The sequence below is a fragment of the Pedobacter sp. HDW13 genome (genome assembly GCF_011303555.1).
Taxonomy (GTDB): domain Bacteria; phylum Bacteroidota; class Bacteroidia; order Sphingobacteriales; family Sphingobacteriaceae; genus Pedobacter.
Genome location: NZ_CP049868.1, coordinates 5551002 through 5575814, shown reverse-complemented (window position 1 = coordinate 5575814; position 24813 = coordinate 5551002). Strand labels below are relative to the sequence as shown.

The 24813-nt window shown below is 41.7% G+C and carries 12 protein-coding genes and 1 pseudogene; all 13 read right to left on the bottom strand.

What is annotated here, in order from left to right:
* Nucleotides 1-125: 125 nt before the first annotated feature.
* Entirely contained in the window at nucleotides 126-791 is a 666-nt protein-coding gene (locus tag G7074_RS23170; RefSeq protein WP_124561403.1) for a DUF3826 domain-containing protein, read from the bottom strand.
* A 254-nt stretch (nucleotides 792-1045) separates the two neighbouring features.
* Complete coding sequence (locus G7074_RS23165; RefSeq protein WP_166211607.1) at nucleotides 1046-3787, bottom strand: alpha-L-rhamnosidase; 2742 nt, start codon at nucleotides 3785-3787, stop codon at nucleotides 1046-1048.
* 139 nt (nucleotides 3788-3926) lie between these two features.
* The gene (locus G7074_RS23160) at nucleotides 3927-6701 is read right to left on the bottom strand and encodes a glycoside hydrolase family 2 TIM barrel-domain containing protein (protein WP_166211604.1); all 2775 of its coding nucleotides are present in this window, start codon (nucleotides 6699-6701) and stop codon (nucleotides 3927-3929) included.
* On the bottom strand, nucleotides 6701-8263 hold the full coding sequence (locus G7074_RS23155) for a sialate O-acetylesterase (RefSeq protein WP_240916389.1): 1563 nt from the start codon (nucleotides 8261-8263) through the stop codon (nucleotides 6701-6703). The genes G7074_RS23160 and G7074_RS23155 overlap by 1 nt, the downstream gene beginning before the upstream one ends.
* Nucleotides 8260-10092: a six-hairpin glycosidase gene (locus G7074_RS23150; protein WP_166211601.1), complete on the bottom strand. Its 1833-nt coding sequence runs from the start codon at nucleotides 10090-10092 to the stop codon at nucleotides 8260-8262. The genes G7074_RS23155 and G7074_RS23150 overlap by 4 nt, the downstream gene beginning before the upstream one ends.
* A 79-nt stretch (nucleotides 10093-10171) precedes the next feature.
* Entirely contained in the window at nucleotides 10172-11104 is a 933-nt protein-coding gene (locus G7074_RS23145; RefSeq protein WP_240916388.1) for a glycoside hydrolase family 43 protein, read from the bottom strand.
* A 115-nt stretch (nucleotides 11105-11219) separates the two neighbouring features.
* Nucleotides 11220-12587, bottom strand: coding sequence for a glycoside hydrolase family 140 protein (locus G7074_RS23140; protein WP_166211598.1), 1368 nt, complete (start codon nucleotides 12585-12587; stop codon nucleotides 11220-11222).
* 35 nt (nucleotides 12588-12622) lie between these two features.
* Nucleotides 12623-15784 carry a DUF6298 domain-containing protein gene (locus G7074_RS23135; protein ID WP_166211595.1) on the bottom strand — a complete coding sequence of 1054 codons (3162 nt, stop codon included), beginning with the start codon at nucleotides 15782-15784 and terminating at the stop codon, nucleotides 12623-12625.
* Between the two features lie 117 nt (nucleotides 15785-15901).
* Nucleotides 15902-17533, bottom strand: coding sequence for a polysaccharide lyase family 1 protein (locus G7074_RS23130; protein ID WP_166211592.1), 1632 nt, complete (start codon nucleotides 17531-17533; stop codon nucleotides 15902-15904).
* Nucleotide 17534: 1 nt separating this feature from the next.
* Complete coding sequence (locus G7074_RS23125; protein WP_124561396.1) at nucleotides 17535-19196, bottom strand: polysaccharide lyase family 1 protein; 1662 nt, start codon at nucleotides 19194-19196, stop codon at nucleotides 17535-17537.
* A 398-nt stretch (nucleotides 19197-19594) separates the two neighbouring features.
* A pseudogene (locus G7074_RS28020) lies at nucleotides 19595-20538 on the bottom strand (RagB/SusD family nutrient uptake outer membrane protein).
* 188 nt (nucleotides 20539-20726) lie between these two features.
* Nucleotides 20727-21443, bottom strand: coding sequence for a RagB/SusD family nutrient uptake outer membrane protein (locus tag G7074_RS26785; protein ID WP_205944109.1), 717 nt, complete (start codon nucleotides 21441-21443; stop codon nucleotides 20727-20729).
* 11 nt (nucleotides 21444-21454) lie between these two features.
* Nucleotides 21455-24724 carry a SusC/RagA family TonB-linked outer membrane protein gene (locus G7074_RS23115; protein WP_124561394.1) on the bottom strand — a complete coding sequence of 1090 codons (3270 nt, stop codon included), beginning with the start codon at nucleotides 24722-24724 and terminating at the stop codon, nucleotides 21455-21457.
* Nucleotides 24725-24813 lie beyond the last annotated feature (89 nt).

Sequence of the window (24813 nt, the reverse complement as noted above, 5' to 3'; positions counted from 1 at the left end):
TCTTTAATTAATTATGAACGGTCGTCATTCTCAGCTCGACTGGGAATCTTAATGGATTCGCTATGCATTTCTTTTGCTTTAAGATTCCCGCGTTTGCGGGAATGACGATGAGACTAAACTAAATGCTACTGTTTTGCTTTTGCTGCTTTTTCTTCTTTAATTTTTTTGGTGTAAGCACTGTAAAGCGCTCTCCAGCTACGGCCGTTGTTATTGAGCAATTGCTCCGATTTGGTTTTGTAGATCTCAAAAATGGCCGAAATCTGCTTCATGTTTTTATAATCAACAGCCTGCTCCCTCGCCTGTTTTAAGTAAGCCAGTATTTTAGCTTCTTCATCGGCAGTTAAATCGGGCACTATGGCTTTGTAGCCTTTCATGGTAAAAGCCACCTTTCCGATGGTATATTTATCGAGGATCAATTCTACCTGATCGGCTGTTAGGTTTTGGTTTAAGCCGTCCATCAGGGCTTTGTGCACAGCAGCAGGCATGGCCGAATCGGCGATAATCTGTTTGTCTAAGTCGCTTAATTTGGTACCGGTTACCGGATTTATCCCATCGGGAACTGTGGATGAAGGATGGTCGTTATGCCAGTCTCTGATGGTTGTTAAATGCACTGCGATGATGTGCTCAACCGCTGTTTTTTTGCTTGCATCGGTTAAATTTAAAGCTGAAACCCATTCTTTGGCTTTGCTGGTAATTTCCTCAGGTGCAACAATTTCTTTTGTTTGACTGAATATATTTACTGAAATCATCAGTAGGCTGATCAGCATAAAGAATCTTAAAATCTTTCTCATAATATTATTTTATATTGGTTTTAAAAATTTTGTTTAGTGTGCAAATGCGCGTCATCTTGGCTGTTTTAAACTCTGCTATGAGGTTGACAGTGTCCAATAGAAGAATCGTCATTTCGACTGGAGCCAGCTGTTTTTCACCAGCGGCGCAACGGAGAAATCTATATGAGCAGATTTCTCGACTACGTTGTACTCCGCTCGAAATGACGAGCTCTATGGTGAGATGCTGAAACAAGTTCAGCATGACGGTACAGGAGTTATTTCTGCTCCACCACAAACTCATAATCTCCCGACCCTACTTCATAAATGGCCCTGTCTTTTTCTAATTTTATAAATTTTAAATCTCTTATTGAACCTAAGCTTTCTGTAACTGCATTTTTGTTTTTAGCAGGAATGTAAAGCGTAGCTGTTGTATTGGCCGGAATGCTAATTTTCCAGTTAAACTTATTATCTGTTTTGCTATAACTGCTTTTAATCAGGCCATAAGCGGAATGATAACCCGCAGTTACCTGGTCCAAACCGTTAATCATTTCGGGTTTCATGGTAATTTTTTTAAACGCCGGACTTTCGGCCTTAATACCCGCCAGATTTTCGTAATACCAGATTAGCAAATCGCCCAGCATCATTACATGGTTTTGCGAATTCATTTTCGGATCAGCAGTATTTCCGTTCCAGAGCTCCCAGATGGTGGTTGCACCGTTATCGATCATGTAACCCCAACCCGGGTAAGTTTTTTGCGTGGCAATGGTGTAGGCCAAATCTGACCGGCCGTAATCGTTTAAGCAGCGCATTAGCCACTGTACCCCAACCAAACCATTACTTAAATGCCCTTTATTGGTTACTTCAACCGTGTACACGATGTTTTTGAAAACCTGATTAATATTCGCTTCAGGTACCATTCCGAAATACAGCGGAATAATGTTATCTGTTAAGTTGTTGCTGGCATAAAAGCCTTTTTCATTGTAGAATTTCTGATTAAAGGCTGCTTTAATTTTATCGCCTAATGCTTTAAATTCTTTGTAATCATTATCATTTCCGCTTATCTGGCTAAACTGCATCATCAGTTGTGTAAAGTGGTAGTAATAAGCCGTCGAAATCAATTCGGAAGGATATTTTTTATCTGCGCTTTTACCTCTGCCCGTTTCAATGGTTACAGGTGGCATGCACCAATCGCCATAACTGTCTTTGGTGAGGATGTAATCCTTCATGTACCGCTCCTGCATGTAGCGAAGCCACTTTTTGATGGCAGGATAATTATCGGTTACCGCATTTACATCGCCGGTTTGTTTGTAGAGCATTTCGGTAATAAGTACAATAGAACCTGGCCAGCTCATGTTATCGCTGTAATAGCGCCAAAAAGCAGGTGCAACATCGGGGATGGCACCATCTTCTTTTTGTGCATTTCTGATATCCTGCAGCCACTTGGCATAAAATTTTCCATTATCGAACAGGAAATTTTCGCCGTGTGCTACAGCACCTCTGTCGCCTAACCAGGGCATGCGTTCGTTGCGTTGCGGGCAGTCGATCGGGATGCCCTTATAGTTACCGGCAATTCCCCACCAGGCATTTTTAAAAATCTGATTGGTTAGCGCATTTGAAGTTTCGAAAGTACCTACGGTGTTCATTTTGTCGTAGATCATTTTTCCGGTAAAATCATTCAGGCTGGGGGTATAATTCAGTCCAGATATTTCTACATACCTAAAACCCCGGTAAGCAAAAGTGGGTTCCCAAGATTCTGCTTCGTTTCCTTTAAAAGTATATAAATCAGTGCATTTGGCATTGCGCAGGTTTGCGGTAAACAGCTCGCCATTTTCCTGTAGTGATTCGGCAAAGCGCAATTTAACCTGTTTGCCTTTCTGCCCCTTTACTTTAATCTGTAGCCAGCCAACCATGTTCTGTCCCATATCCAGCAGGTATCTGCCACCCGGGATTGTCTTAACTGAAAGGGGTTTGAGCGTATTCATCACCCGCATATTTTCGTTCATCTGGGCCTCGATGGTTCCCAAAGGTTCCTGAACAAACTCTGCTTTCAGCCATTTGCTGTCGTCAAAACCTGCCTTATTCCAGCCAATCGCTTCTTTTGTTGCGTCGTATTCTTCGCCGTCGTATTCGTTATTGGCCCTGATAGGTCCATCGGCAGTGCCTTTCCAGCTGTCATCAGTATCGATATTGGCCGTACTGCCATCACTGTAAACGATACGGATGTTCAGCAGCATTTTAGGAAAACCAAAGGTTTTAATTTTGTAGGGTTTTTCGTTTTGCCGCATGGCGAAGAAACGACCATTGCCTAAAACAGCACCTACCGCATTTTTTCCTTCCTGCAAATACGAGGTAACATCGTAAGTATTGTACTTTACGTTTTTATTGTAATCGGTTGGTGAAGGTGTGAGTACCTCCTCGCCTACTTTTTTGCCATTCAGGTAAAGCTGGTACAAGCCCAGACCAATAATGGAGGCCGTGGCATATTTTACTTTTTTAGTGTTTTGAAATTCCTTCCTGAAATAACGTACGGATAAGCGGGAATCGGTTTTGGTATTATCCCAGGGAAAAGCCCTGTCGAAACCAATCCAGCCTTTCGGCCAGTCTTTGTAGTTGAGTAAGCCCATCGTCCACGAATTGGGTGCTGACCATTCGCTTTCGCCGGCAGTAGTCCAGGTTTTTACCTTCCAGTAACAGCGCATTCTGCTGGTCAGTGCTTGTCCATTGTATTTAACGTGGATCGACTCTTCGTTATTTACCTTTCCCGAATTCCAGAGATCGCCTTCATTTTGTGCCAGTTTTTCGGCGGTTGAAGCCACCAGAACCTGATAAGCTTTTTGTATAACATTACGTTTTGAAGAAATGATTTCCCAGCTCAACCGGGGTTGTGTTACATCAATACCTAATGGATTAACCAACATCTCGCATTTCAGGTTTTGCAGACTCACCTGGGCCACCACTTTCTGGAATGGCAGCAACAGCAGCAGTATGATTATCGATATGTAGGTTTTAATGTTCATTTTTTTTGTGGTGATTACACTGATTTCGTTAATTATTTTTTGCCACAGATGCACACAAATAAACACTGATCTTTTCTGCAATAATCCAATAGTGTAATTAAAAGTATTTTTTATCTGTGTTTATCCAATTCATCTGGGGTTAATTCTTAGGTGAAAAATCAAAATACAAGGTCATATCCAATGCTCTCGCCGGTTCTTTTTCAAAATCGTAAAAAACATGCTTCATGCCCATCGGGCCGGTTGTTTCTGGTTTTTGTGTTTTGGTACCAATAGCAGATATTCCATTCATGAAAGAAATATCCCCATTAGGAAAAGTTGGGCTCATGTTATCATATTCTGTGTCTTTCGATTTTTTTGGGGTAAATAACCTCAGGAAAACATCTTCCCGATCGGTTACTACTTTAAAAGATTGTTGCCTGCCCACAAATTCGCACCAGTACATATTCGAGTAGTAGCCCTTAAATTCAGGGTACTGCCAGGCTGGTTCTCCGGTGGCGGAATCGTTGTAATCTTTTTTCCAAATACCCAGCTGCGTGCCTTTCATTCGGTTTTTCCAAACCCGGTAAGGACCGTTTCCTTTATAAGTTACGCCTTTAATTTCGGTTTCGGGGTAAGAAAAGTTTAAACCCACGAAAGTGGTAAAATAAGCGGCAGGGAAATATTTTACCTGCATTTTTAACCAGCCCGATGGATAAATGGTCCACTCTAAGGTATTGTAACTCTCCTTGCGGTCAAAAGTAGAAGCAATAACCAGGTTTTGCCCGTCCATTCTGCTTGTGAAATTTTTGAAGTTATTTACACCTTCCTGTAAAACAGGTCCGTTGTTAAAAGGGATAATTCCTTTGGTATTTTCGGCTTTCTGCAACAGGCCGGTGGTTTTATCGAAAGTGAGTTGGATGCCATTGGCCGAAACCTGAAAAAGCGTCGCCGATTCTTTCAGGTTCACTTTCGATGGACCAGTAGTTACTACTAGCTTAGCGGCATCATCTTTCGGCAGGCTGATTGGGAAGCTCCAGGTAAATAATTCCTGACCATAAACATCTTTTGCAGTTAAATATAAGGCATCGAAATTCTTCCAGCCGGCCGGAAGGTTAATTTGTAGTTTTCCTTTCTGAAAGGGTTTAATATCGGGCGCATCAGCTTTGCCTGCTTTGAAATACGCTTCGGTACCATCGTTTTTCAGGCTTTTCAGTTTCCATTCAAAGCTGCATTGATTCAGATTAGTAAAAGCATATCTGTTCTCCAGGCGCAACGCTCCGTCAAATGCTGGTGTGATTTCTCTTTTTTCGACAAACACAGGACTCCAAACTTCCTTGATTGTAAAAAAACTACCTTCTTTTTCGTGGTAAGGGCCAACAATACCATCTGGGCCATGATTGCCATCGGTATCTAAAATGCCGTTTTTATCGGTGCGTACTACAGCCTGGTCGGCAAAGTCCCAGAGAAAGCCTCCGGCCGAAAGCGGATTGTTCCACATCGCGTTCCAGTAATCCTCAATACCCGCACCGTGGCCACCATCCCACATGCCATGAAGGAACTCAGTAGGCATTAAAATGTTATGGCCATGATCGTAATTGCCAATGCCATAATTAAATTCGCGGTAATGCGTGGTTTCAAAACCGCCAAAAACTTCCCAGGGATGGATTAATGGTCTTTTTTGAATGTCGTTTTCGGGGAAAAGGTGATCGAGTTCGCGGTTATGGCCACCTTCGTTTCCATTGGCCCAAAATATAATAGACGGATGGTTTTCATCATTAGCCATCATTTCTTTAAATAATTTGGTGCCGGTTGGGGTATCGTATGTGCCGTGCCAGCCTGCCAGTTCATCCATCACAAATAAGCCCAATGAATCGCAAACATCTAAAAAGTGGCCGTCAGGCGGGTAATGCGACATGCGAACAGCATTCATGTTCATTTCTTTCATTAACTTCACATCGGCAATGCTGATTTTCTTACTGGTGGTACGGCCAGATGATGGGTAAAAGGAATGTCGGTTTACCCCTTTGAATTTCATTTTTACGCCGTTAACATACACGCCATCGCGCTCGCGTAGTTCTACCGTTCTGAAACCTATTTTTTTGGTAAGCGTATGGAGCATTTTTCCATTCTTGCTTAGCTTAAAAGTAGCGGTATATAAATTCGGGAACTCCGACGACCAAAGCGCGGGGTTTTTAAACGCCTGGTTGATCCTCGTGCTAGCCCCTGTAATTTTAAAAGCGGTATTACTACCGAATTTATTTCCTTTTACATCGGTTAATTGAACCAAAATTTGATCAGCATCACCAGTGGTTAAAATATTTGCAGCCAATATTCCATTAGCTTGTGCATTGATTTGTACGCTGTTGATGTGGGTTTGGGGTAAAGCTTCCAGATAAACCGGACGGAAAATACCACCAAAAATCCAGAAATCAGCATTGCGTTCTGCATTGTTAACCGATTCATTGGCAGAATGTTTAGCTACTTTTACTTCAAGTAAATTATCGCTTCCAAATTTAATCAGTTTGGAAATGTTGTATTTAAAAACATAAAATGAACCCTGGTGGATCTCTCCCGCCAGCTGACCATTAATTTTGACTTCAGTATCGGTCATCGAGCCTTCAAAAACGATATTGATTTCCTTATTTTTCCAGACAGTGGGAACATTGAAATTATACTTGTAAAGGCCTTGCTCCTTACCTTTATTTTCTTCTTTGTTGAAACCGTAATTGTATTTGCCAAAGCCCTGCAGCTCCCAGTTTGAAGGAACAGGGATGGTTGTCCATTTGCCCGAATTCATGCCTTCTGTACAAAAGAATTCCCAGTTTACCGTATTGTCGTTACCCGTACCCGATAGATATAATTTCTCTGTTTGTTGTGCCTTTGCCAGGCAAAACAGTAAAGTAAAGCAAAGAAATAGTGATGCTCGTTTTAACATTAATTGGTTTTAAATTGCTGGTTTAATGGATTATCGGTTCGAAAAGGTAAAGCGGGTAAACCGTGGTTGTAAAAATTTCCGGTGGGATTTTCTGTCCAGTTATAGCGCACCGCTTTAGGCAGCGCTACATCTTTAGCAGAAACCCATACCTTGCCGGCTTTGATAACTGCATTGGCTGGTACAAATTTGCCATCAGCACCTGCCAGTGTAAAGCCGGTAACAGTATCAGAAGCGTTTGCATTTAAATATTCGAAATCGAGTACGGCTTTATCGCCTTTAAAGGCGACTGTTTTATAAACAGGACCAGAAAAGTCTGTTTTTTGCTTGTAAGTTTTGGCTAAAGCCCAAAGTGCTAAACGCCTGCCTACCTCCCATTTATAAGTTGGATGTAAATCGCCACCGTTATCGTTTAAATCGGAGGTTGAAACCATTCCGGTATTGGGCAAGCGTAAGATCTGTTCTTGTGCTTCCCAAAAAGCAGGCTCTGTATCGGCGGTCAATACCACTTTATCGCTTTTTTGCTTGCTGTAATCGAAAGGGGCAATCTGCACATAATAAAAAGGCAGATTACTTTCGCCCCATGCTTTGCGCCAGAGGTTTATCAGCGTTTTCATTTTATAACTGTAGCTGATCGTTTCGCTTAAAAAGCAATTGGTTTCTCCCTGATACCATAAAAAGCCAGCGATTTTAAATTTGGAAAGCGGTTCAATCATTGGTGTATAAAACTTGCCCGGATCGTTACCCACTTTTTCGTTTTTGAAATAAGGTTCTGTAGCAAATGCTTCCTGACTAATCCAGGGCTCGATGGCGCTGCCGGGTACAGCGGAAGAAATTACCCCCACCGGAACGCCGAGCTTTTGCTGTAGTTCCTTCGCAAAGAAATAACCTACAGCCGAAAAAGCCCGCAAGGCTGAATCCTGGGCTACACTCCAGCTTTTATGAATAGAATCGGGTTTAATCAACGTTTTTCTATTCACCAGGAAAATTCTGATCTGTTTATTTTTCGCCTGTGCAACTTCATCAGCCGGGAAACCCAGTTTGTCGTTTTTTGGTTTCGGGATTTTGGCAAGTTTACGCATGGCATATTCCATGTTCGACTGGCCGGAGCAAAGCCATACCTCACCAATCAGGATATTGCTGAGTTCGATTGTATTAGCACCAGAAATGATCATGCTTTGTGGCTCTGCCGATGTTTTTAATGGATTTAATACCACTGCCCAGCTTCCGTTTTGGCCGGCAATCGCTTCTTTTTTCTGGCCTGCAAAGGTAACCGTTACTTTTTCGCCAACAGCTGCGAAGCCCCAGATCGTGATGGGTTTATCGCGTTGCAAAACCATATTGCTGGATAAGATTTGCGGCAACAGGATTTTGGCATTGGTGGTAAGCGAAAAAAACGATAAGAGCGTAATGATTATCGTCATTTCGAGCGAAGTGCAACGTAGCCGAGAAATCTTAATAGTTTGCTTAAAAGATTCCTTCGCTACAGTCGGAATGACGAAGCGCTTTAAGCGCAATGAAGGGAAAACTGCAAACTCCGAACTGTAAACTGTCAACTGCCTCATAATCCCTCCGTTTTTAAATATTTAATCAGGTAAACAGCTTCTTTTTTCTCGGCTTCGCCCGCATTTTTTAAATCGTAGGTCTGATCGGCAGGTGTATCAACATCCGGGAAACGGCGAACATCTCCGGTGCGGAACACAATGCGCGAAACATTGGCTAGAGGTTGAAAGGCCAGGCTGGTGAGCACATCTTTGCCGTTAACCGTTATGGTGTAAAAACGATTCGCGGTGGTTAGTTTTAGTTTAATATCGTAAGTTTCGCCAGCTTTATATTTTAGGAAGTTTTTGTAACGTGCACCTGCTTTTGCACTTAACACGCCTGCAGTATCGAAAGTTAAACGAACGGTAGCCATGCCTTTCTCGTCTTGCAGCTCAATTTCCAATAAGCCAAAATTATCCTGTTTCGGAGTGACTGAGAAAGAAGCACTTAGCTTAGCCGATGCAGGAAATACGCGTTCAGCTTTGGCATAATCAAAGGGATCTTTGTCTTTTAAAACCAGATTACCGTTTTCAACCTTTACAGGTGCCCATAACGGGCTGTAAATATTCCAAAATGCTAAAGCCTGTTCGGCCGGCATTTTACTAAAATCATCGTTTACATGCGTTTTTACCGTGGTGCTTACCGGTACCGGAATACCAGAAACCCAGATATCTTCTTTATTCATGCTGTAGGTTACCCAAAGTTTCCCGTCGGCAGGTTTTCCGTTGCCTTCTTCTATGCCGCGCACATATTGTGGACCATAGGATTTGTAATTGCCGCCATAGCGCATCGGAGAGATTTCGCCGTTAACTAAGGACAGGTCAGTATAGTCTAAGCCATTTTTGCTGGTAGAGATGGCAAGTGGCCAGCGGTATTCGGATGGATTATATACTGTTGCATAATTACCATCGCTTGTTTTCTGTCCCCATATTTTGGCGTTGCTGTTTACAAAACCGGGTGCACGGAAAGCACTTTCAGGCCAGCTTTTACCATTGTCGGTACTGATAGCCGTTAGTGCATTTTTCCATAAGCCTACTACGCGGCCATCAGGCAAATGGTAATAGCTAAACGCTTTGTATTGCTTCTGCAAGGTGATAAGCGGATCTTTTCGGTCTGCCTCTTCGTTCCATTGCTGGGTCATTAATTTATTGGTCAACAACTCCTTACAAGCTTCAACAAAAGCTTTGCTTTTACTTTTTGTATAATAAGGATATCGGGTGTTTTTTTCTGAATAACCTGGATTGTAGTGAATGAAATAAATTGGTCCGTATTTGCCGTCTGCCTGAATTTCGCGCACCGCCCGGCCAATGCCATGCCCATCGTTTGGATCATCTTTGGCATCGAAACTAATGGCATAAAAGCCCAAAACCAGGAATACGTTTTTGGTGGATACATAAAAACCCATCCGTTGGTGCATCACCGCATCGAGATCTTTAGCTACATCGGTGCGCCCTTCTTTTGTAGTGCCATCAGGAATACGGTAAACCGGAAAAATTACATCGGGTTTGGTCCAGGTATAACCATCTTTCGACGATTGTAGTAAAGTTTGTCCCGGCGGGATGCTTTCTCCTACTTTATCGCTTAAATATTCTACATAAAAACGGTTATTCCAGTAAGCCAGCATGGGTGCGTGGTTATAAGTCCAACCAAAGTTTTCGGCCAGTTCAGGGTGTTCCCTGTTCGCCCTGAAAGTTTGAATATTGTGCACGCCCACTACCGGTGTTAGCTGGCCATGATGATAATCGGCATTAACCAGTGTTTTGCCTGTGTAACGCACGGTATCTTGCGCTTGCGCGTTTGATATCGCCAATGCAAACAACAGGACTAAACTAATTATTTTAAATATTTTCATTTTTAATATTTTAACTACTAAGGCACTGAGTTCTTATTTAAACCTTACAGGTTCTTAAAACCTGCAAGGTTTGTACGAGTTATCTACTCTTTAATAAATCCTGAATTACTTTATTTTTCACTTTTATAATTGTTCCGTGTTTATGCCCTTCGGGTATTGAAACTTCGGAAGTCACATCTTTAAAGGATTTAAAATCAGTTGTTTTATAGGCCGAATAAATCTTTTGTCCATAGGCATCAAAATAAATCAGCCAATCTTTTCCGGTTTTTACAACCGTAGGGCCTTCGGTTAATTTCGGGCTAAAAGTTTCAGACACATTTTTGTAAGGCCCCAAAGCTGACCTGGCAAAAGCTACCTTTAAATTGCGGTTCGGACGGGTATTGTCTTTCAGTACCAGTACATAATCTTTAGTTGCGCGTTTCACAATCACGGCATCAATAACACTAAAACCGGGATCAAGAAATAATTTCGGCTGAGAAAAAGTTATAAAGTCTTTAGTTGTAACCGAATACATTCGGTGGTTATTTTCCTCTTCTTCTATCCCTTTGGCAAAGCGGAATGGTATGGTTGATGCCCAAATAATTACAAATTCTTTTTTTTCATCATCGTAAAAAATTTCGGGAGCCCAAACATTAACGGTTTTAGGTTCGTTTTCCATTACTGGTAAAAATTGCTGAGCACTCCAGTGGATGAGATCTTTGGAGCTGGCATAACCAAAACCTTTATCGCCTTTCCAGCTGCAGGTCCAAACTAAATGGAAAGTGCCATCCGGACCCTGAACAATTGATGGATCACGCAATACTTTCTGCGTGCCAACTGCCGGTTTTAAGAACGTTTTGTTTAAATCGGTCCAGTGGTAAGCATCATAACTATACAACAGGCGCAAACCTTCTGTAGCCGGTTCGTGGAACGAAGTAAATAAGTAAGCCTGTTTGGAGCAGGAAGTTAACCCACAGCAAAGCAAACCAATTATAGCTAACCGAAATGATGATATTAACTTTGATTTTAACACGTTTTTTTTTGTTATTTCTTTACTTCCCTGATCGTCATTCCCGCGCAGGCGGGAATCTCACATCCTTTAAATAGATTTCTCCATTCCGCTTCACTCCAGTCGAAATGACGATTATCTATATATTATCTAAAATCAACACCCAATCGTTACCATTTGCAGGTGTTCCCGGAGGATCAAACTCGTGAATCCCTTTGTTTTCAAATTCGCCAATTGGTGTGATTTTTCCTGTTCTTGGGTCAAACCACGATGCCTTTACATCATCACCATCAATTTTACCCATTTGTACTTTGAAATTTTGGCCTGTATAGGTATAAAAGAAGGCATAATCTTCGCCTCTTGTAGCGAGTACACGCTCGTACCTTTCTCCGTTTTTACCGGCAACCAGCGTCTGATCGGGTACGCGATCGAAATAATTATGCGATAGCATCAGCTGTTTTAAATATTGCATTTGCGTTGCCCCTTTAGCATTCAGGGCGGTAATCCACTGGTCTTTTGGACCGTAAGCAGGTTTTTTATCCGTAAACTTGTACATCTGCATTACCGAATTATGGCCGTATGTGTAGCCAAAAGCCCCCGCAAAAACCGACCAGTAACCATACCTTCTCACATCAGCATCTTGCCAGCGTGGTTGGGTAGTATCGTGCAAACCCTGGGGAATATCTTCATACGAGGGTTCGCCATCGATAGTAGGTTTAACAGGCTTTAGCTTATAATCGGTTTCAATGTATTTCCAGTTGTCTTCGCCGTAGTGTAATTTTTCGTTTTTAGAAGTATCCTGTTCGTAACGGCGATGGCCCGATTGTACCATATCGAAATCGCTCCACGGCGAATTGTGGAACCATTGCGAAGAGGCTGTTCTGCCTCTTGGGTGAAAAGTAATTAGGTGATTCGGATCGTTGGCCCTTAGTGCCTGGCCGATTGCATTCCACACTTTCAAGCCGTCAGAACCTTTAATGTCGCCACCATTTAGCCAGATGATATTCCATCTGTCACGGTATCTTTTAGCTAAGAATTCGGCATATTTTTTGGCTTGCGCTTCTTTTACTTTTCCGGTTTTAACATTGGTTCCCCAAACGGGTACCAAGGCCATGTAAAGCCCTTTTTCGGCCGCCTTGTCTACAATGTAATCTACATGGTCCCAATAATCGTAAGCAACAGAATCTTTGGGGTTATTGCCTGGCGTAACCATTGGCCTGGACACATCAGCATGCACTACCGACGAATCTAAATACACATTGCGCGAGGGCACATCGTGCAAAACCATTACCTGGATTACATTAAAGCCTTTTTGCTTTCTATCTTCGAGGTAGGTATTGGCCTCTTCGCGCGTTAGCCTGCCAAACAGTAACCAGCCGGTATCGCCCAGCCAGAAAAAAGGTTTTCCGTCGCCGGTAGTTAAATATCTGCCATTTTCGGAAACCAGTAAGCTATTATCGCCAAAATACGGCTTTTTCTTACAGCCAAAGGCGAGTAAGGATATCATTGATAAAAGAAATATTTTAGATTTAAGCGTCATAACTAAATTTTATTGATGATAATTACCTCGTCGCCTGCACCGGTTTTACTGATTTTGGCAACCGTATTTCCGTTTATTTTCTCTTCTTTCAGTACTTTTCCGGTTTTAGGATTCAATACTTTCAAACTGAATTTCCCGCTGGTTTTAGTCAGGTCTACACTTATGGCTTCGGTGGTGGCGTTGTATAGAACATAGGTTTTTCCTGCGTTTTCCAAACCATATTGCTTTGTATTTTTTCCTACCGGAAGAAAGGCCTTGGTACCTGCAATGAGGTTAAGTGTAGCTTTATCGATATGATCTACGTTAGAAAGTGAACCGCCTGCCATCAAAATGGCCCATCCGAAATTATCGTAGCTATCGCCCGAATAGATTACCGCTTTTTCAGGGAATTTGGTTTTATACTCAGAAACAGCATGATAAACCTCTTCAAAAGATGTTTTCTTAGGTTTTAATAAGCGTGCGTGCTGACGTGGGGCAAGGCTTAAACCTCCTTGCGGTGCATAGGCAGTGCCATCGGCCTGATAGTGCCAATAGCGGATATCGATTAAATCGATTACGTTTGCGCGTTCCGGATCAGCTAAAATGGCATCCTGCACGTCTTTCGTTACGCTTAGCCCAATAATCGGGTGTTTGCCGGTTTCCTTTTCCCATTCTTTAATGGTGTCGATCCAGAATTGTACAAAATGTAGAGGGCCTGTAAACTCAGCACCGATAAGCTGGATTACACCAGAGTTTCCGTCGAAATTTTCCAGGCATTTTCGGATATAAGCTTTATGGATTGCTCTGTGGTGTGCATTGCTGATATCGTAAAACTGCTCTGCCATAAAAATGCGTTTATCGCCTGCATAAGGAACGGGCTCAGGGAAACCTGTACTGTTGATGTTATTTGCGGTACGCCATGGGAAATCGGCATAGTGTGCACCGGCTTCAATAATGTTATGCTGAAAATAGTTTTCGTGAATGAGTACCAAACCTTTCTGATCGGCCAGGTTAGCAAAAGTTTTTAAACGGTCCCAATACCAGAGGTTGTATTTGGTGATATCGTATTTACTCAAACCATCCCAGGCTTTATCCTGTCCGCTACGGGCAAAAGGAAGTTCGTAAAATGGTGCCCAAACTTCTCCGTCCATACGGCGGATACGCTCGTGGTCGTCTCTTCTCCTATCATACCAAAGGCCATAATTGTGATCAAGGATTTTAACCTGGCCATTTTTCATCGAATCGGTTATTTCCTCTAAATTATCGGTTAAGCCATTTCCTTCGCGGCCCGGTACAAAACGGGTAATGTGGAATTTCGTGTTTTTTAAGCCATGCGGACGGGCGCTGCCATTCCACCAGGGAACTTCCTGCCTGTCGCCAAGCACAATTTCGTTGCCACGGGCAATCCAGCCATTTTTTATGCTCATTATACCAGCTGTTTGCACGGTGCTGCTGCTGTGAAATCCTGAGCTGGTAACGGATTTAGCCTGACCTTTATCGGTTGGGATTTTATTCCTTTCTGCTGCCGAATCGATATATTCGGATAAGGTTAATGCAGGTTTATAAGCCAGTTTGGTGAGTTTAAGGGCAACATCAACAGGCGGACTGCTCGATGCTTCGGTTTCAACCGGAAGTACAAAGGTTCGGGCATCAACGCTGTTGCCTAACCTGTCTTTTAACTGGGCATAATACAAACTACGGGGCTGGATTTGCTCATTCGACATGTCCCAGTAACCGTTACCTGCAAATTGCGACCAGGTGCCAAAAGCCCAGTTTTGAGCAGTGGGTGGCTGGTAATTGTCGACTCTTGCTGCACTACACTGCCAAAAAACACTGTTTGCAGCACTCCAGCCTGCTCCCTGGCCATCCTGACCACGGTTCAGATAACTTAATGCCTGCCCGTCAATATTTACGATATCGAATAACACTCCCGAAGCCCAGCTATCGTAAGCGCCACTAAAACTAAATGGCAAATACGATTGGCATTGTACAAAAACATTAGGTCCGGGTGCGCAGAAACCAACCGAGAAATCGTGGTAGCCATATTCTGAATACAACCTTTGGAAAAGCGTTTGCTGGCCTGTGGTTAAAAAGGTATTGCGTCGTTCGCCACCAATTTCAGAAACCGGGGCTAAGGATTTACAATCCTCAACTGTAATTCTTTTGGCTGTAGCCAGAACATTCACTGCAGAACCTGCAAAATGCTCGAAAACAATCTGCCGTACCCAGGCATCTTCTGCGTTTTCGATGCAGATAGCTGTCCAACGATGATATTCGTCCTTAATATTGTCTTTGTGGTAATCTGATTCGAGTTTTAGGTTCTCAATACCAACCTTTGCAATGCGGCCATCCCATTTGTATTTAGCAACAGTTGCACCACCAATTTTGGCGTCGAGTGCGGTAGTAATGGGCGCATCGAAAGTTATGGTTGATCCGCTGATGGCGGTAATTTTACGGTCCCAGAAAATATCCCTTGTACCTGGTTTCCAGCCGAGCGCACTTTCGCCACCGCCAAACTCAACTGTTTTTAGTGTTTCAATCCACTCTTTTGTGGATGGACGTTGTATGGTGATTCTATCACCCACTTTAAATCCACTTGCATCGGCCAGCGTAAGTTGCATGGCATTAACAGGCACATACGTATCGTTAATGGCAACTGCCGCTTGTTGAATTTTGTTGTTTTTGCCCAAAATCCTGATTAGGCCGATACGATCTAAACCGGTAGCGAAAATCCTGGTGCCATTCTCTCCCATTCCGCTCCCCCTGATGATGACACCAGAAGCCGAAATTTTTAAGATTCCGGCAACCTGATAAGTTCCTTTTTCTAATAAAACTGCACCACGTAAACCATTCTTGCCCGGTTGCAGCGCAGAAACCATATCAATAGCACGCTGAATATACGGGGTCGCATCGCCCTCAACCACCGGAACCACAATTTTAACTGTAGCTGTGGGAATAGCTTTTTCGCCAGCCATGTAACCGGCATAAGAAAAATCGGGAATGCGGTTTCCCTGGGCATCAGCAGTGTACGCCATTTTACCATCTTTACCCTTAAATATGGGCTTAGGTGGCTCAACTGGTTTGGTTTTCTGACCAAAGGATACCTGGCTCACAAAAAACGCAATCACCAGAATGGAGATAGTTTTAAGTGATGGTGACTTTAATATGTGGTTAGTTTTTGGCATTTATGTTTTTGTTAATCAACTTAATTCAAATACGCGTCACCCTGAATTTATTTCAGGGTCGCTGTTAAAGAGATGCTGAAATAAATTCAGCATGACGATCGCGGATTGTATTTAAGCTTAAGGTCTCACTTTACTGATATCTACCAGGCTATTCAAATACACTTCAATATTCGCATAACCCGATTTTGTAAGGCTTGCGGCATCTTTTCCATCTTTCGGGTTGAGGCCATGCTTAGTTTCCCAGGCATCCGGAATACCATCCTGATCGGTATCTAAGTAAGGTTTTCCATTGTATTCAGGATAGCCGCCAACCTGCGCAATATCCGAAATGATGCCTTGTTTATACGAATCGGCTGGTAAGCGTCGTTTAACATAACTTTGTTTAGCCGGCAGTTTCCCATCTTCTACGTGTTCTATTTTGCCTGTGCTAACCTGTTTTACAATGCGTTGGTCAACAGCATCACGAACCGGCAAACTTGCCCCGGCATTAGCCAGTACATAATCGTAAGCTTTTTTGGTATCGATGATCGAAATTTTTGCCATTGGCAAAGGTTTATCTACACGCATCGAATCGAGCAGTTTTTGTTTATCGCGTTTGGTTTCTGGTTGTACGCCACCATCCCAGTTGTTTTGGGTTACTTTTGGATTGCCCTCAGTAATATTTCCGGTAACGTAAGCTTTACCAAATTCGTTGGCAAATTTTTTGTCTCTCCCCGATTCTGGCTTTAAGATACGATAAGAAATCGGTTCGCCGGCAGGTGTAATAGGTCCTGGTTTGTAGTAGTTGTTAACGAAACTATAAAAAGAAGCATTATCTCCGCCATCTGCACTGCGGTTCCACCAGTTGAAGATTACATTATTGGCAAAGCCGAAATCGCCATACATACCAACTGATGGATTACGGCTGATATTGGATGCCCACAAATTACGCATAAAAGTACTGTTCAAGCCGCCGATGGTACTGCCAAAAGCATGGTTGTAAGTATCTAAAGCCTCCGAAAAAATAGAGTTCTGAATGGTTACGTTCACAGTTGGTAGCTTTTCGGGCTTAGAACCATCTTTTTTATCATAAACATGGCGGTAAATCGACATGTTTTCATCCAGTCCCCAGCTTGCCGAAACGTGGTCGATGATGATATTTCCAACCGGATTGCCGCCAATGGCATCATCTCTGCGGGTTACATCAGTAGCGCCTCTGCGGAAACGCATGTAACGGATTACTACATCATGGGTATTGATCCAAACCGATTCGCCGGCAATACAAACGCCATCACCCGGGGCACTCTGGCCTGCAATGGTAATGTACGGTGCGCGGATAATCAGTGGTGTTTTAAGTTTGATGATTCCCGAAACATTAAATACAATAATCCTGGAACCACCCTGTTCGCAGGCTTCGCGCAGGCTGCCCTTGCCCGAATCGTTTAAGTTGTTTACCACGTAAACTTTACCCCCGCGACCGCCAAAAGAATAAGCGCCACCACCCTCGGCGCCCGGAAAGGCTACCAGTTTGGATTGAGGTAAGTCGCTGGGTTTGGCTGCCCATGGAATATAGGGTTTGCCATGTTTGGCCTCCTCATCGATAATGGATTTTACCTTCAGAAACTGAAGTTCCGATTTCTCTTCTATACTGTTTAAAAGCGAATCGGCTTTCTTTTCCATCGCCTCAGGTATAACCGGATATTGTGCAAATGCTACATTTCCTACGGCACAAAGGACCAGTACGCTAAAAATTGAGCTCCAGGTGCGCATATTATTTAGTGTTAGGTTTTACAATTGAAACCGGAACTACGCTGTTTAAATAAACTTCGATGTTTGAATAACCACTTTTGGTGATTTTAACCGCATCAGTAGCATCCTTAGGGTTCAAGCCGTTTTTGATTTCGTAAGTATCTGGCATACCATCATCATCAGTATCTTTGTAAGGTGTTCCTTTATATTCAGGATAACCACCTACCTGTGAAATTTCGGTAATAATGCCATGTTTGTAAGAATCTTTAGCTAAACGGCGGTGTTCGAACTGAAAAGCTGAAGGTTTGGCATCGGGATGAACTTCGATTTTGCCTGTAGCCACCTGTTTAATTACACGGGTATCAACCGGATCGCGTTTAGGTAAAGTAGCACCAGCGTTGGCCAGTACATAATCTTTAGCCTGTAGTGTTGGGATAATACTGATTTTAGGCATTGGGAAAGGTTTTTGTGCTTTCATGGCCGGGAAATATTTACTTGCCGTTTCGAAAGACATTAAGCCTCCTTTTTTATCTTCCATTTGTACACCGCCATTCCAGTTATCGCGGGTTACTTTTTCGTTTCCTTCGATGATGTTGCCATTAACATAAGCCCTGCCAAATACCACATAAGGTAATTTACTACGGCCCGATTCTGGCTTTAAAATGCGATAGCTGATTGGATCGCCAAGTTCGGTAACTGGACCTGGTTTATAAAAGTTGTTGATGATATTATATTGTGCAGTATAATCGCCACCATCAGTTGAGCGGTTGTTCCAGTTAAATACCACATTATTGGCGAAGTTGAAAATACCGTTCCAGCCGATTGAAGGGTTACGCGCACCGTTATCGGCCCAAAGGTTACGAACAAAGGCACAGTTCTCGCCACCTAAAGTGCTACCAAAAGCATGGTTCCAGTAATCTAGTGCTTCAGAAAAGATCGAGTTTTGAATGGTGATATTTACCGTGCCCAGTTTTTCTTCGGTTTTACCGGTACTATCATTGTACATATGGCGGTACATCGACATGTTCTCGTCTAAACCCCAGCTGGCCGAAACGTGGTCGATCATGATGTTACCCACCGGGTTGCCACCTATGGCATCATCCCTGCGGCCCACAAAAGTTTCGCCCCTTCTGAAACGCATGAAGCGTACAATTACGTCGTGTGTATTTAACCAAACCGATTCGCCGGCAACACAAACGCCATCACCAGGTGCAGTTTGACCGGCAATTGTAATATAAGGTGCACGAATAATCAGCGGTGTTTTTAAGCGGATGATACCTGCTACATTGAAAACTACAATGCGGGCACCTCCCTGTTCGCAGGCATCGCGCAAAGAACCAGGACCCTTATCGTTTAAATTTTTTACCACAATAACCCTACCGCCGTGACCGCCAAAACTATAAGCACCACCACCTTCAGCACCTGGGAAAGCCAAAAGTTCTGATTGTGGTAAATCATTAGGGCGGCCTGCCCACGGAATATAAGGTTTGCCCATTTTGGCCTCTTTCTCCATAATTGGCTTAGCTTTTTCCCAGGCAATATCCGATTGGTGATAAGCCTCTTTCATCATAGAATCGGATGATTTTTTAATGTCGGCCGGGATGTTTGGATATTGCGCAAATGCATAATTTACCGGGAGCGTTAATGCTGTTGCAAGCAACAGATTTAAAAGGTTCTTTTTCATTTGTGTTTTGCTTGTTTGGGAAGCGAAAGAATTTACGCAAATATTTTTGGTTAGCAGGAATGCCTGAACAAATTTATTAAAAATTGCGGCTCATTTCTTTGTTTATCCTTTGTTAGTATTTTGGTTAGAAAGTATATTATATTTCAAAGTTGCATGCAAATTGGGGTGGTTTACTGTATAATTTTGGCTATGTTTTGTATAATATTACCAATTGATAATATTAGCTGTAACAAATCAAATTCATTCTCTCAACCCTGTTACAAGATATAAATAAAATTCATATATAAATGTAACATTCTTAAATGAAAAAAAGGAAACAAATTAATGTTTCCTTTTCCAAACCAATTATAAAAAAACCGGGGCGATGAGCAAACCGCCCCAAAAAATTATTAAAGCATCTATTGAAGCGGATCAAAGGGACCGCCCCAGGTATTATTTTGCTGTAAATTAAGGTTATTGTTTATTGCCGCTGTTGGAATACCATAGAAATAATTACCTGCCTGGAAATTAATGTTCTGGGTATCCAATGCTTTTAAATTTAATGTAAAACTAGAAGCGTACAAGGCATCTAATGAAGTTATGGCAGATGCTTCCCTGGTAGAAGCAATATAGTCGGTTGCTAACGTACCACTTCTGTTTAACTGAATTACAAGTGCATTTCTTTTCATTCCGTTGAGGGTCGATTCAAGCAGCTTTCTCCTTCGTAGATCAAAAAATCTTTTACCTTCAAATGCGAATTCTATCTGTCTTTCTTTCATAATAGCAGCGACTAAATCAATGCGTGACATGCCAGCACTTAAACCATACAAACCGTCGGCACCAGCCTCAATTCCAGCCCGTTTTCTTATCGCGATCAAATTTGCATAGGGTTCATCTGCTGCACCCAATTTATTCAATTCTGCTGCACTTTCTGCTAAATTCAGGAGCACTTCAGCGTAACGGATTTCAATCCAATCGGTTCCGATAAATGTACTTGGAGATGCCTTTGTCTCATCTACCCCTTGCGTAAATAAAAACCGGTATTGCTCGCTGCCGTTGCTTCTGTTGTTTTATTTGTTGTACCTGAAGCTGCACTGTAATAATAGTATGTCCATAAACGGGTACCATTCATTACACTACCCCAGGTTGCTCCATTGTAGGCAATAGTTGCATTAAATCTTGGGTCTCTATTTTTATAGAATGTAGACATTGTATACGGATACTTTGTGGATGCTCCGGTTCCGGTAGCTGGCTTGCCATCCAACATTGGAAAAGCTAAAGTCATTTCGTAACTAGGCGTATATGAACCGCTTCCAGAAACAGATCTAGGTCTGGCCCCATTATCGAATGTGTTGTTATTCATATTAATATCTACCGAAGAAGTATTATATCCGGTTACGAGTACGGCTTCTGGATTTAATGGAGCACCAGTAGACGTTCCTCCTTCGGTTGTCCACATGGTATAGTCGAACTTTGAATAAAGTCCAAAACCGTTTGCAGATAAAAGTGTTACTGCAGTTTTATTTGCATCATAAGCAGCTTGCCATCTTGTTACATCGTTACTTGGATTAAACTCGGGCTGGCATAGGTTAGCAATACCCTACCCATAAAAGCAGCAGCTGCGCCTGAAGTAATCCGACCATAATCGGCTTGTTTAGGCCATTTTGCAGGTAAGTATTTTACACAAGAATCCAAATCCTTTTTAATTTGAGCAAATACTTCACTGGTTTTAGCGCGAGGTGTTAAAGCCAATTGTTTTGCTTCATCACCAACGGCGTTAAGTGGCACTAAGATTAATGGTACCCCTCCGTACAGCTTAGCTAATTCAAAGTATCTGAATGCTCTCCAAAAATAGGCCTGAGCGGCAAATCTACGTTTCATGGCTATATCCAGGTTGCCTGCGTTTAAATCTCTTAAGAAAGTATTGATTGTCCTGATTTTTCCATAGCTATTATTATTCGCGTTAGCAACCCCTAAATCAGTAACACTTTCTATTGTTGCAGTACCTAAAACAAAAACATTACTTCCTTGACTTTCTTCTGTTAAATTATATGTTCCGGCAGAGTGAATAGAACCGCCTGTACTACCGAACCAATTAGGCTGATTTTGACTATATAAATAATCTACATTCAATTTTACCGTGGTTGAATCATTAAATACTTGCTCAGCAGTAAAATTTCCTACGTCTGATTTTTCTAAAACTTTTTTGCAATTTGTTAGCGAAATTACAGCTAAACTTAATGCAGTTATAACGAATATCTTTTTCATTTTTATACGTATTAAAAGCCAATATTTAAACCAAACGACCAAGTTTTTAGTGTTGGGTAACTATATAAAGCTGTTTGCAAATCTCTGTATTTACCAGGGAATGGGTTAATAAATTGAATTGGATTGGTAGCGACCGTAAAAATTCTGGCACTAGCCATACCTACTTTATTAGCAATTTTAGTTGGTATGTTGTAGCTTAAATTCAAACTTGTTATGTTAAAACTTGTCGCCTTAACTAACCAAAAGTCAGACGTTACTTCAAAATTGGTTCTAAAGAACGGATTAGGGTATGTGGCGTCTGTGTTTGTTGGTGTCCAGTGATCAACCCAATAAGCCGCTCTGTTATCATAAATAGATGCACCTGTTGCGGCACTAGATTGATTTGCTGGCTTTAAACCATCAATTGTTGTCCAGCCGCCCCATGAAACGCCCATAATTACATTTAACACCAATCCTTTATAGCCAACATTCCAGTTCAAACCCAAAGCATTATGATTATTTTGTCTGCTTTTGATGAATGCCTGATCTTTCTTATCGGTACTAATCACCCCATCACCATTCACATCTTCGTAATTGATCATGCCAGGTTGCAAGGCTTGTCCAAATATTTTAACATTGGCAGATCCACCTGCAGCTGTAGCTCTTTGTGCTATAATTGCATCAGCCTCAGCTTGAGTTCTGATAATACCTAATGATTTGTAACCAAATACACCTAAATCAGAAGATCTTCCGGTAACATCTTCAACTGTACCAACAATTGCTGCAGATTGATCTACCTTTAACATTTTATTATCCATCCAGGTGTAGAACGGACTAAAACTGTAAGTGAAATCTTTTCCAATGTTATCTTTCCAGGTTGCAGAGAACTCCCAACCAAATGTGTTTGCATTGGTATAGTTTTCAGTTGGTGTGCTTGCTCCAATTGTAGCAGGAACTGATGAGCTTAATGATGTTAAAATATCTGTACCGTGATTCCAATAGTATTCTCCGGTAAATGATAGCCGATTTTTTAAGAAAGCCATATCAACACCATAAGAGGTTTTGAACTCTTTATTCCAGGTTACATCTGCGTTTGGAATCGCTAAATTTGGCTTAATCGCAATTGTTCTGTTATCGTTTCCATTAAATACAGCTCCTCCAGCGCTACCAGTACCTAAGTTATAATTGGCCAGATATTGATAAGCTTTTGTATTATCCACACCAGACAAACCAAATGAGGCTCTGAATTTTAACATATCTAACCACTTAAAATTATCAGCAATAAAAGATTCTTTTGATGCTACCCAGCCAACCGATGCAGCTGGAAAATTACCCCAGTTATTGCCCGGTGCAAATCGTGAGCTTCCATCTCTTCTAAAAATCGCTTGAAACAAGTATTTCTGATCGTAATCATAATTTAATCTCGAGATAATAGATTGGAAGCCAAAAAGACTTACTGCTGATGATTGATTAGAGCTTGATGTACCTACTGCAAATGATTGGTAATCCAAGGCACCCGCCACTAAGCCTGTTGCCTCGGCATTAACACTCTCACTGTATTGTTCACGTTGCTCAAATAAAGCCAATGCAGAAATACTATGCTTTCCAAAGGTGCGATTGTAGGTTAAACCACCATTTATCTGGTAGCTATCAGCAAATGTTGGTGTTAAACGAACTTTATCCCCGTTTAACACATTAAAAGTACCTGTTAAATTTCCTCCCGGAATGTGGTTGTTTGCGCCTAACCCAGCGTATTTATAATAAACAAATGTGGTACCGAATTGCTTATTGTTAGCTGCATTTAAGTTTTTATTAAATGTTGCTGTAGCCATTAAGCCTTTAATTCCTGGAATTTCATAAGTTACTTTGGCTAAAATATTTGTTGATGTATTTGTACCGCCGGTATAGTTATTTGAATTTTGGATTTGGAAAAAATTGATGTTATCATTACCACCAGTATTACTTCCTCCAATAATTACCGGATTACCATTGATAAAATATTCTTGCCATGGCTGAACATTTTGTAACGATGCCGCGTCATTATCTAAATTCTCTGAGGTACTTGTTAATTTATACCAGTAACTTCTTGAATAACCAATATTTGCATTTAATGATAATGAAGTTACAAGACCTTTAGCAGGTTTTGCTTCTACTGAAGCCCTTAAACCATATTTATGCGAATTAATTCCTTTAAAGTTACTGTTCTGATTTACGAAATCGCCACCAATAAAATAAGTTACTTTATCTGTTCCGCCACTAATATTTGCTGCTGTTCTCCAAACGTAAGCTGGACCAAAAGCATCATTGAAGTAATCATGACTGTTATTAGCAAAATATTCTAACTCATCTGGAGTATACCAGGCAGCCGTTCTGGAACTTGCAGGCACGCCTGCTGTTACTAAATAACCGTCAGCATTAATGAATTTGTCTACTGGTACACCTGGTACAGTTTGAATATATGCTGATGCATTTGTATAATCATTTGAAAACGTTCCTAATTGCGAAGAATTCATCAATTTAGGCATAATGGTAGCGGTAGAAACCCCTAATGAATTGCTAATATTAAATTTTGGTGCTCCGATTCTTCCTTTTTTAGTTCTAATCATAATTACACCATTCGCACCTTGAATACCAAAAATGGCTGCTTCTGCGTCTTTCAGCACTGTTACACTCTCTACCTCATTAATATCAAGATTATCAAAGTCGGCTTGTGTCCTTATGATATCATCAATTACGAATAACGGATTGGTTCCTTGTCCGCCATCTTTAGCAAATACCACCGGATTACGAATAGTAATGGTAGTTCCTTGCCCTGGTCTTTGTGCTCCGCCAGAAACACTTAAACCTGGTGTAGTACCTTTTAAAGCCGATGTAATGTTTAAGGCAGGTATATCTTCTACAGTTTTTAAATCTGGTGTAGAAACGGAACCTGTTAAAGAGATTTTCTTCCGGGTACCATAACCCACCACCACCACGTCTTCGAGGTTTTTATTATCTGGAAGAAGTTTTACATTGATATTGTTTTGGGTACCCACCGTGATTTGCTGCCTTATATATCCGATATAAGAAAATACCAATACATCTGTGTTGTTTTTTACCTGGATGGTGTAAACGCCGTCTGCATTTGTGCTTACGTTACTGGGAATACCTTTGATGCTTACATTCACCCCGGGAATACCACTCCCGTCGGATTGATCAACAACCTTACCGGTAACCTTTCGGTCTTGGGCAAAGAGAATTGTACTTGCCATAAGCATAAGCAGCAAAGGCAAAGAAATTTTGCGTAAAAATTTTAAGTTCATCTTATTATTTGGTTAGTTTTTAACATGGTTTTGGAAGGCTTAGTCCTTCCATTTAATGCTCTGGTATTTATAATTTTGTCTTTATTATT

What these genes read in the sequence shown, in the direction of transcription:
- G7074_RS23170 (WP_124561403.1), bottom strand. Translation starts at nt 791, where the DNA reads ATGAGAAAGATTTTAAGATTCTTTATGCTGATCAGCCTACTGATGATT.
- G7074_RS23165 (WP_166211607.1), bottom strand. Translation starts at nt 3,787, where the DNA reads ATGAACATTAAAACCTACATATCGATAATCATACTGCTGCTGTTGCTG.
- G7074_RS23160 (WP_166211604.1), bottom strand. Translation starts at nt 6,701, where the DNA reads ATGTTAAAACGAGCATCACTATTTCTTTGCTTTACTTTACTGTTTTGC.
- G7074_RS23155 (WP_240916389.1), bottom strand. Translation starts at nt 8,263, where the DNA reads ATGAGGCAGTTGACAGTTTACAGTTCGGAGTTTGCAGTTTTCCCTTCA.
- G7074_RS23150 (WP_166211601.1), bottom strand. Translation starts at nt 10,092, where the DNA reads ATGAAAATATTTAAAATAATTAGTTTAGTCCTGTTGTTTGCATTGGCG.
- G7074_RS23140 (WP_166211598.1), bottom strand. Translation starts at nt 12,587, where the DNA reads ATGATATCCTTACTCGCCTTTGGCTGTAAGAAAAAGCCGTATTTTGGC.
- G7074_RS23135 (WP_166211595.1), bottom strand. Translation starts at nt 15,784, where the DNA reads ATGCCAAAAACTAACCACATATTAAAGTCACCATCACTTAAAACTATC.
- G7074_RS23130 (WP_166211592.1), bottom strand. Translation starts at nt 17,533, where the DNA reads ATGCGCACCTGGAGCTCAATTTTTAGCGTACTGGTCCTTTGTGCCGTA.
- G7074_RS23125 (WP_124561396.1), bottom strand. Translation starts at nt 19,196, where the DNA reads ATGAAAAAGAACCTTTTAAATCTGTTGCTTGCAACAGCATTAACGCTC.
- G7074_RS26785 (WP_205944109.1), bottom strand. Translation starts at nt 21,443, where the DNA reads ATGAAAAAGATATTCGTTATAACTGCATTAAGTTTAGCTGTAATTTCG.
- G7074_RS23115 (WP_124561394.1), bottom strand. Translation starts at nt 24,724, where the DNA reads ATGAACTTAAAATTTTTACGCAAAATTTCTTTGCCTTTGCTGCTTATG.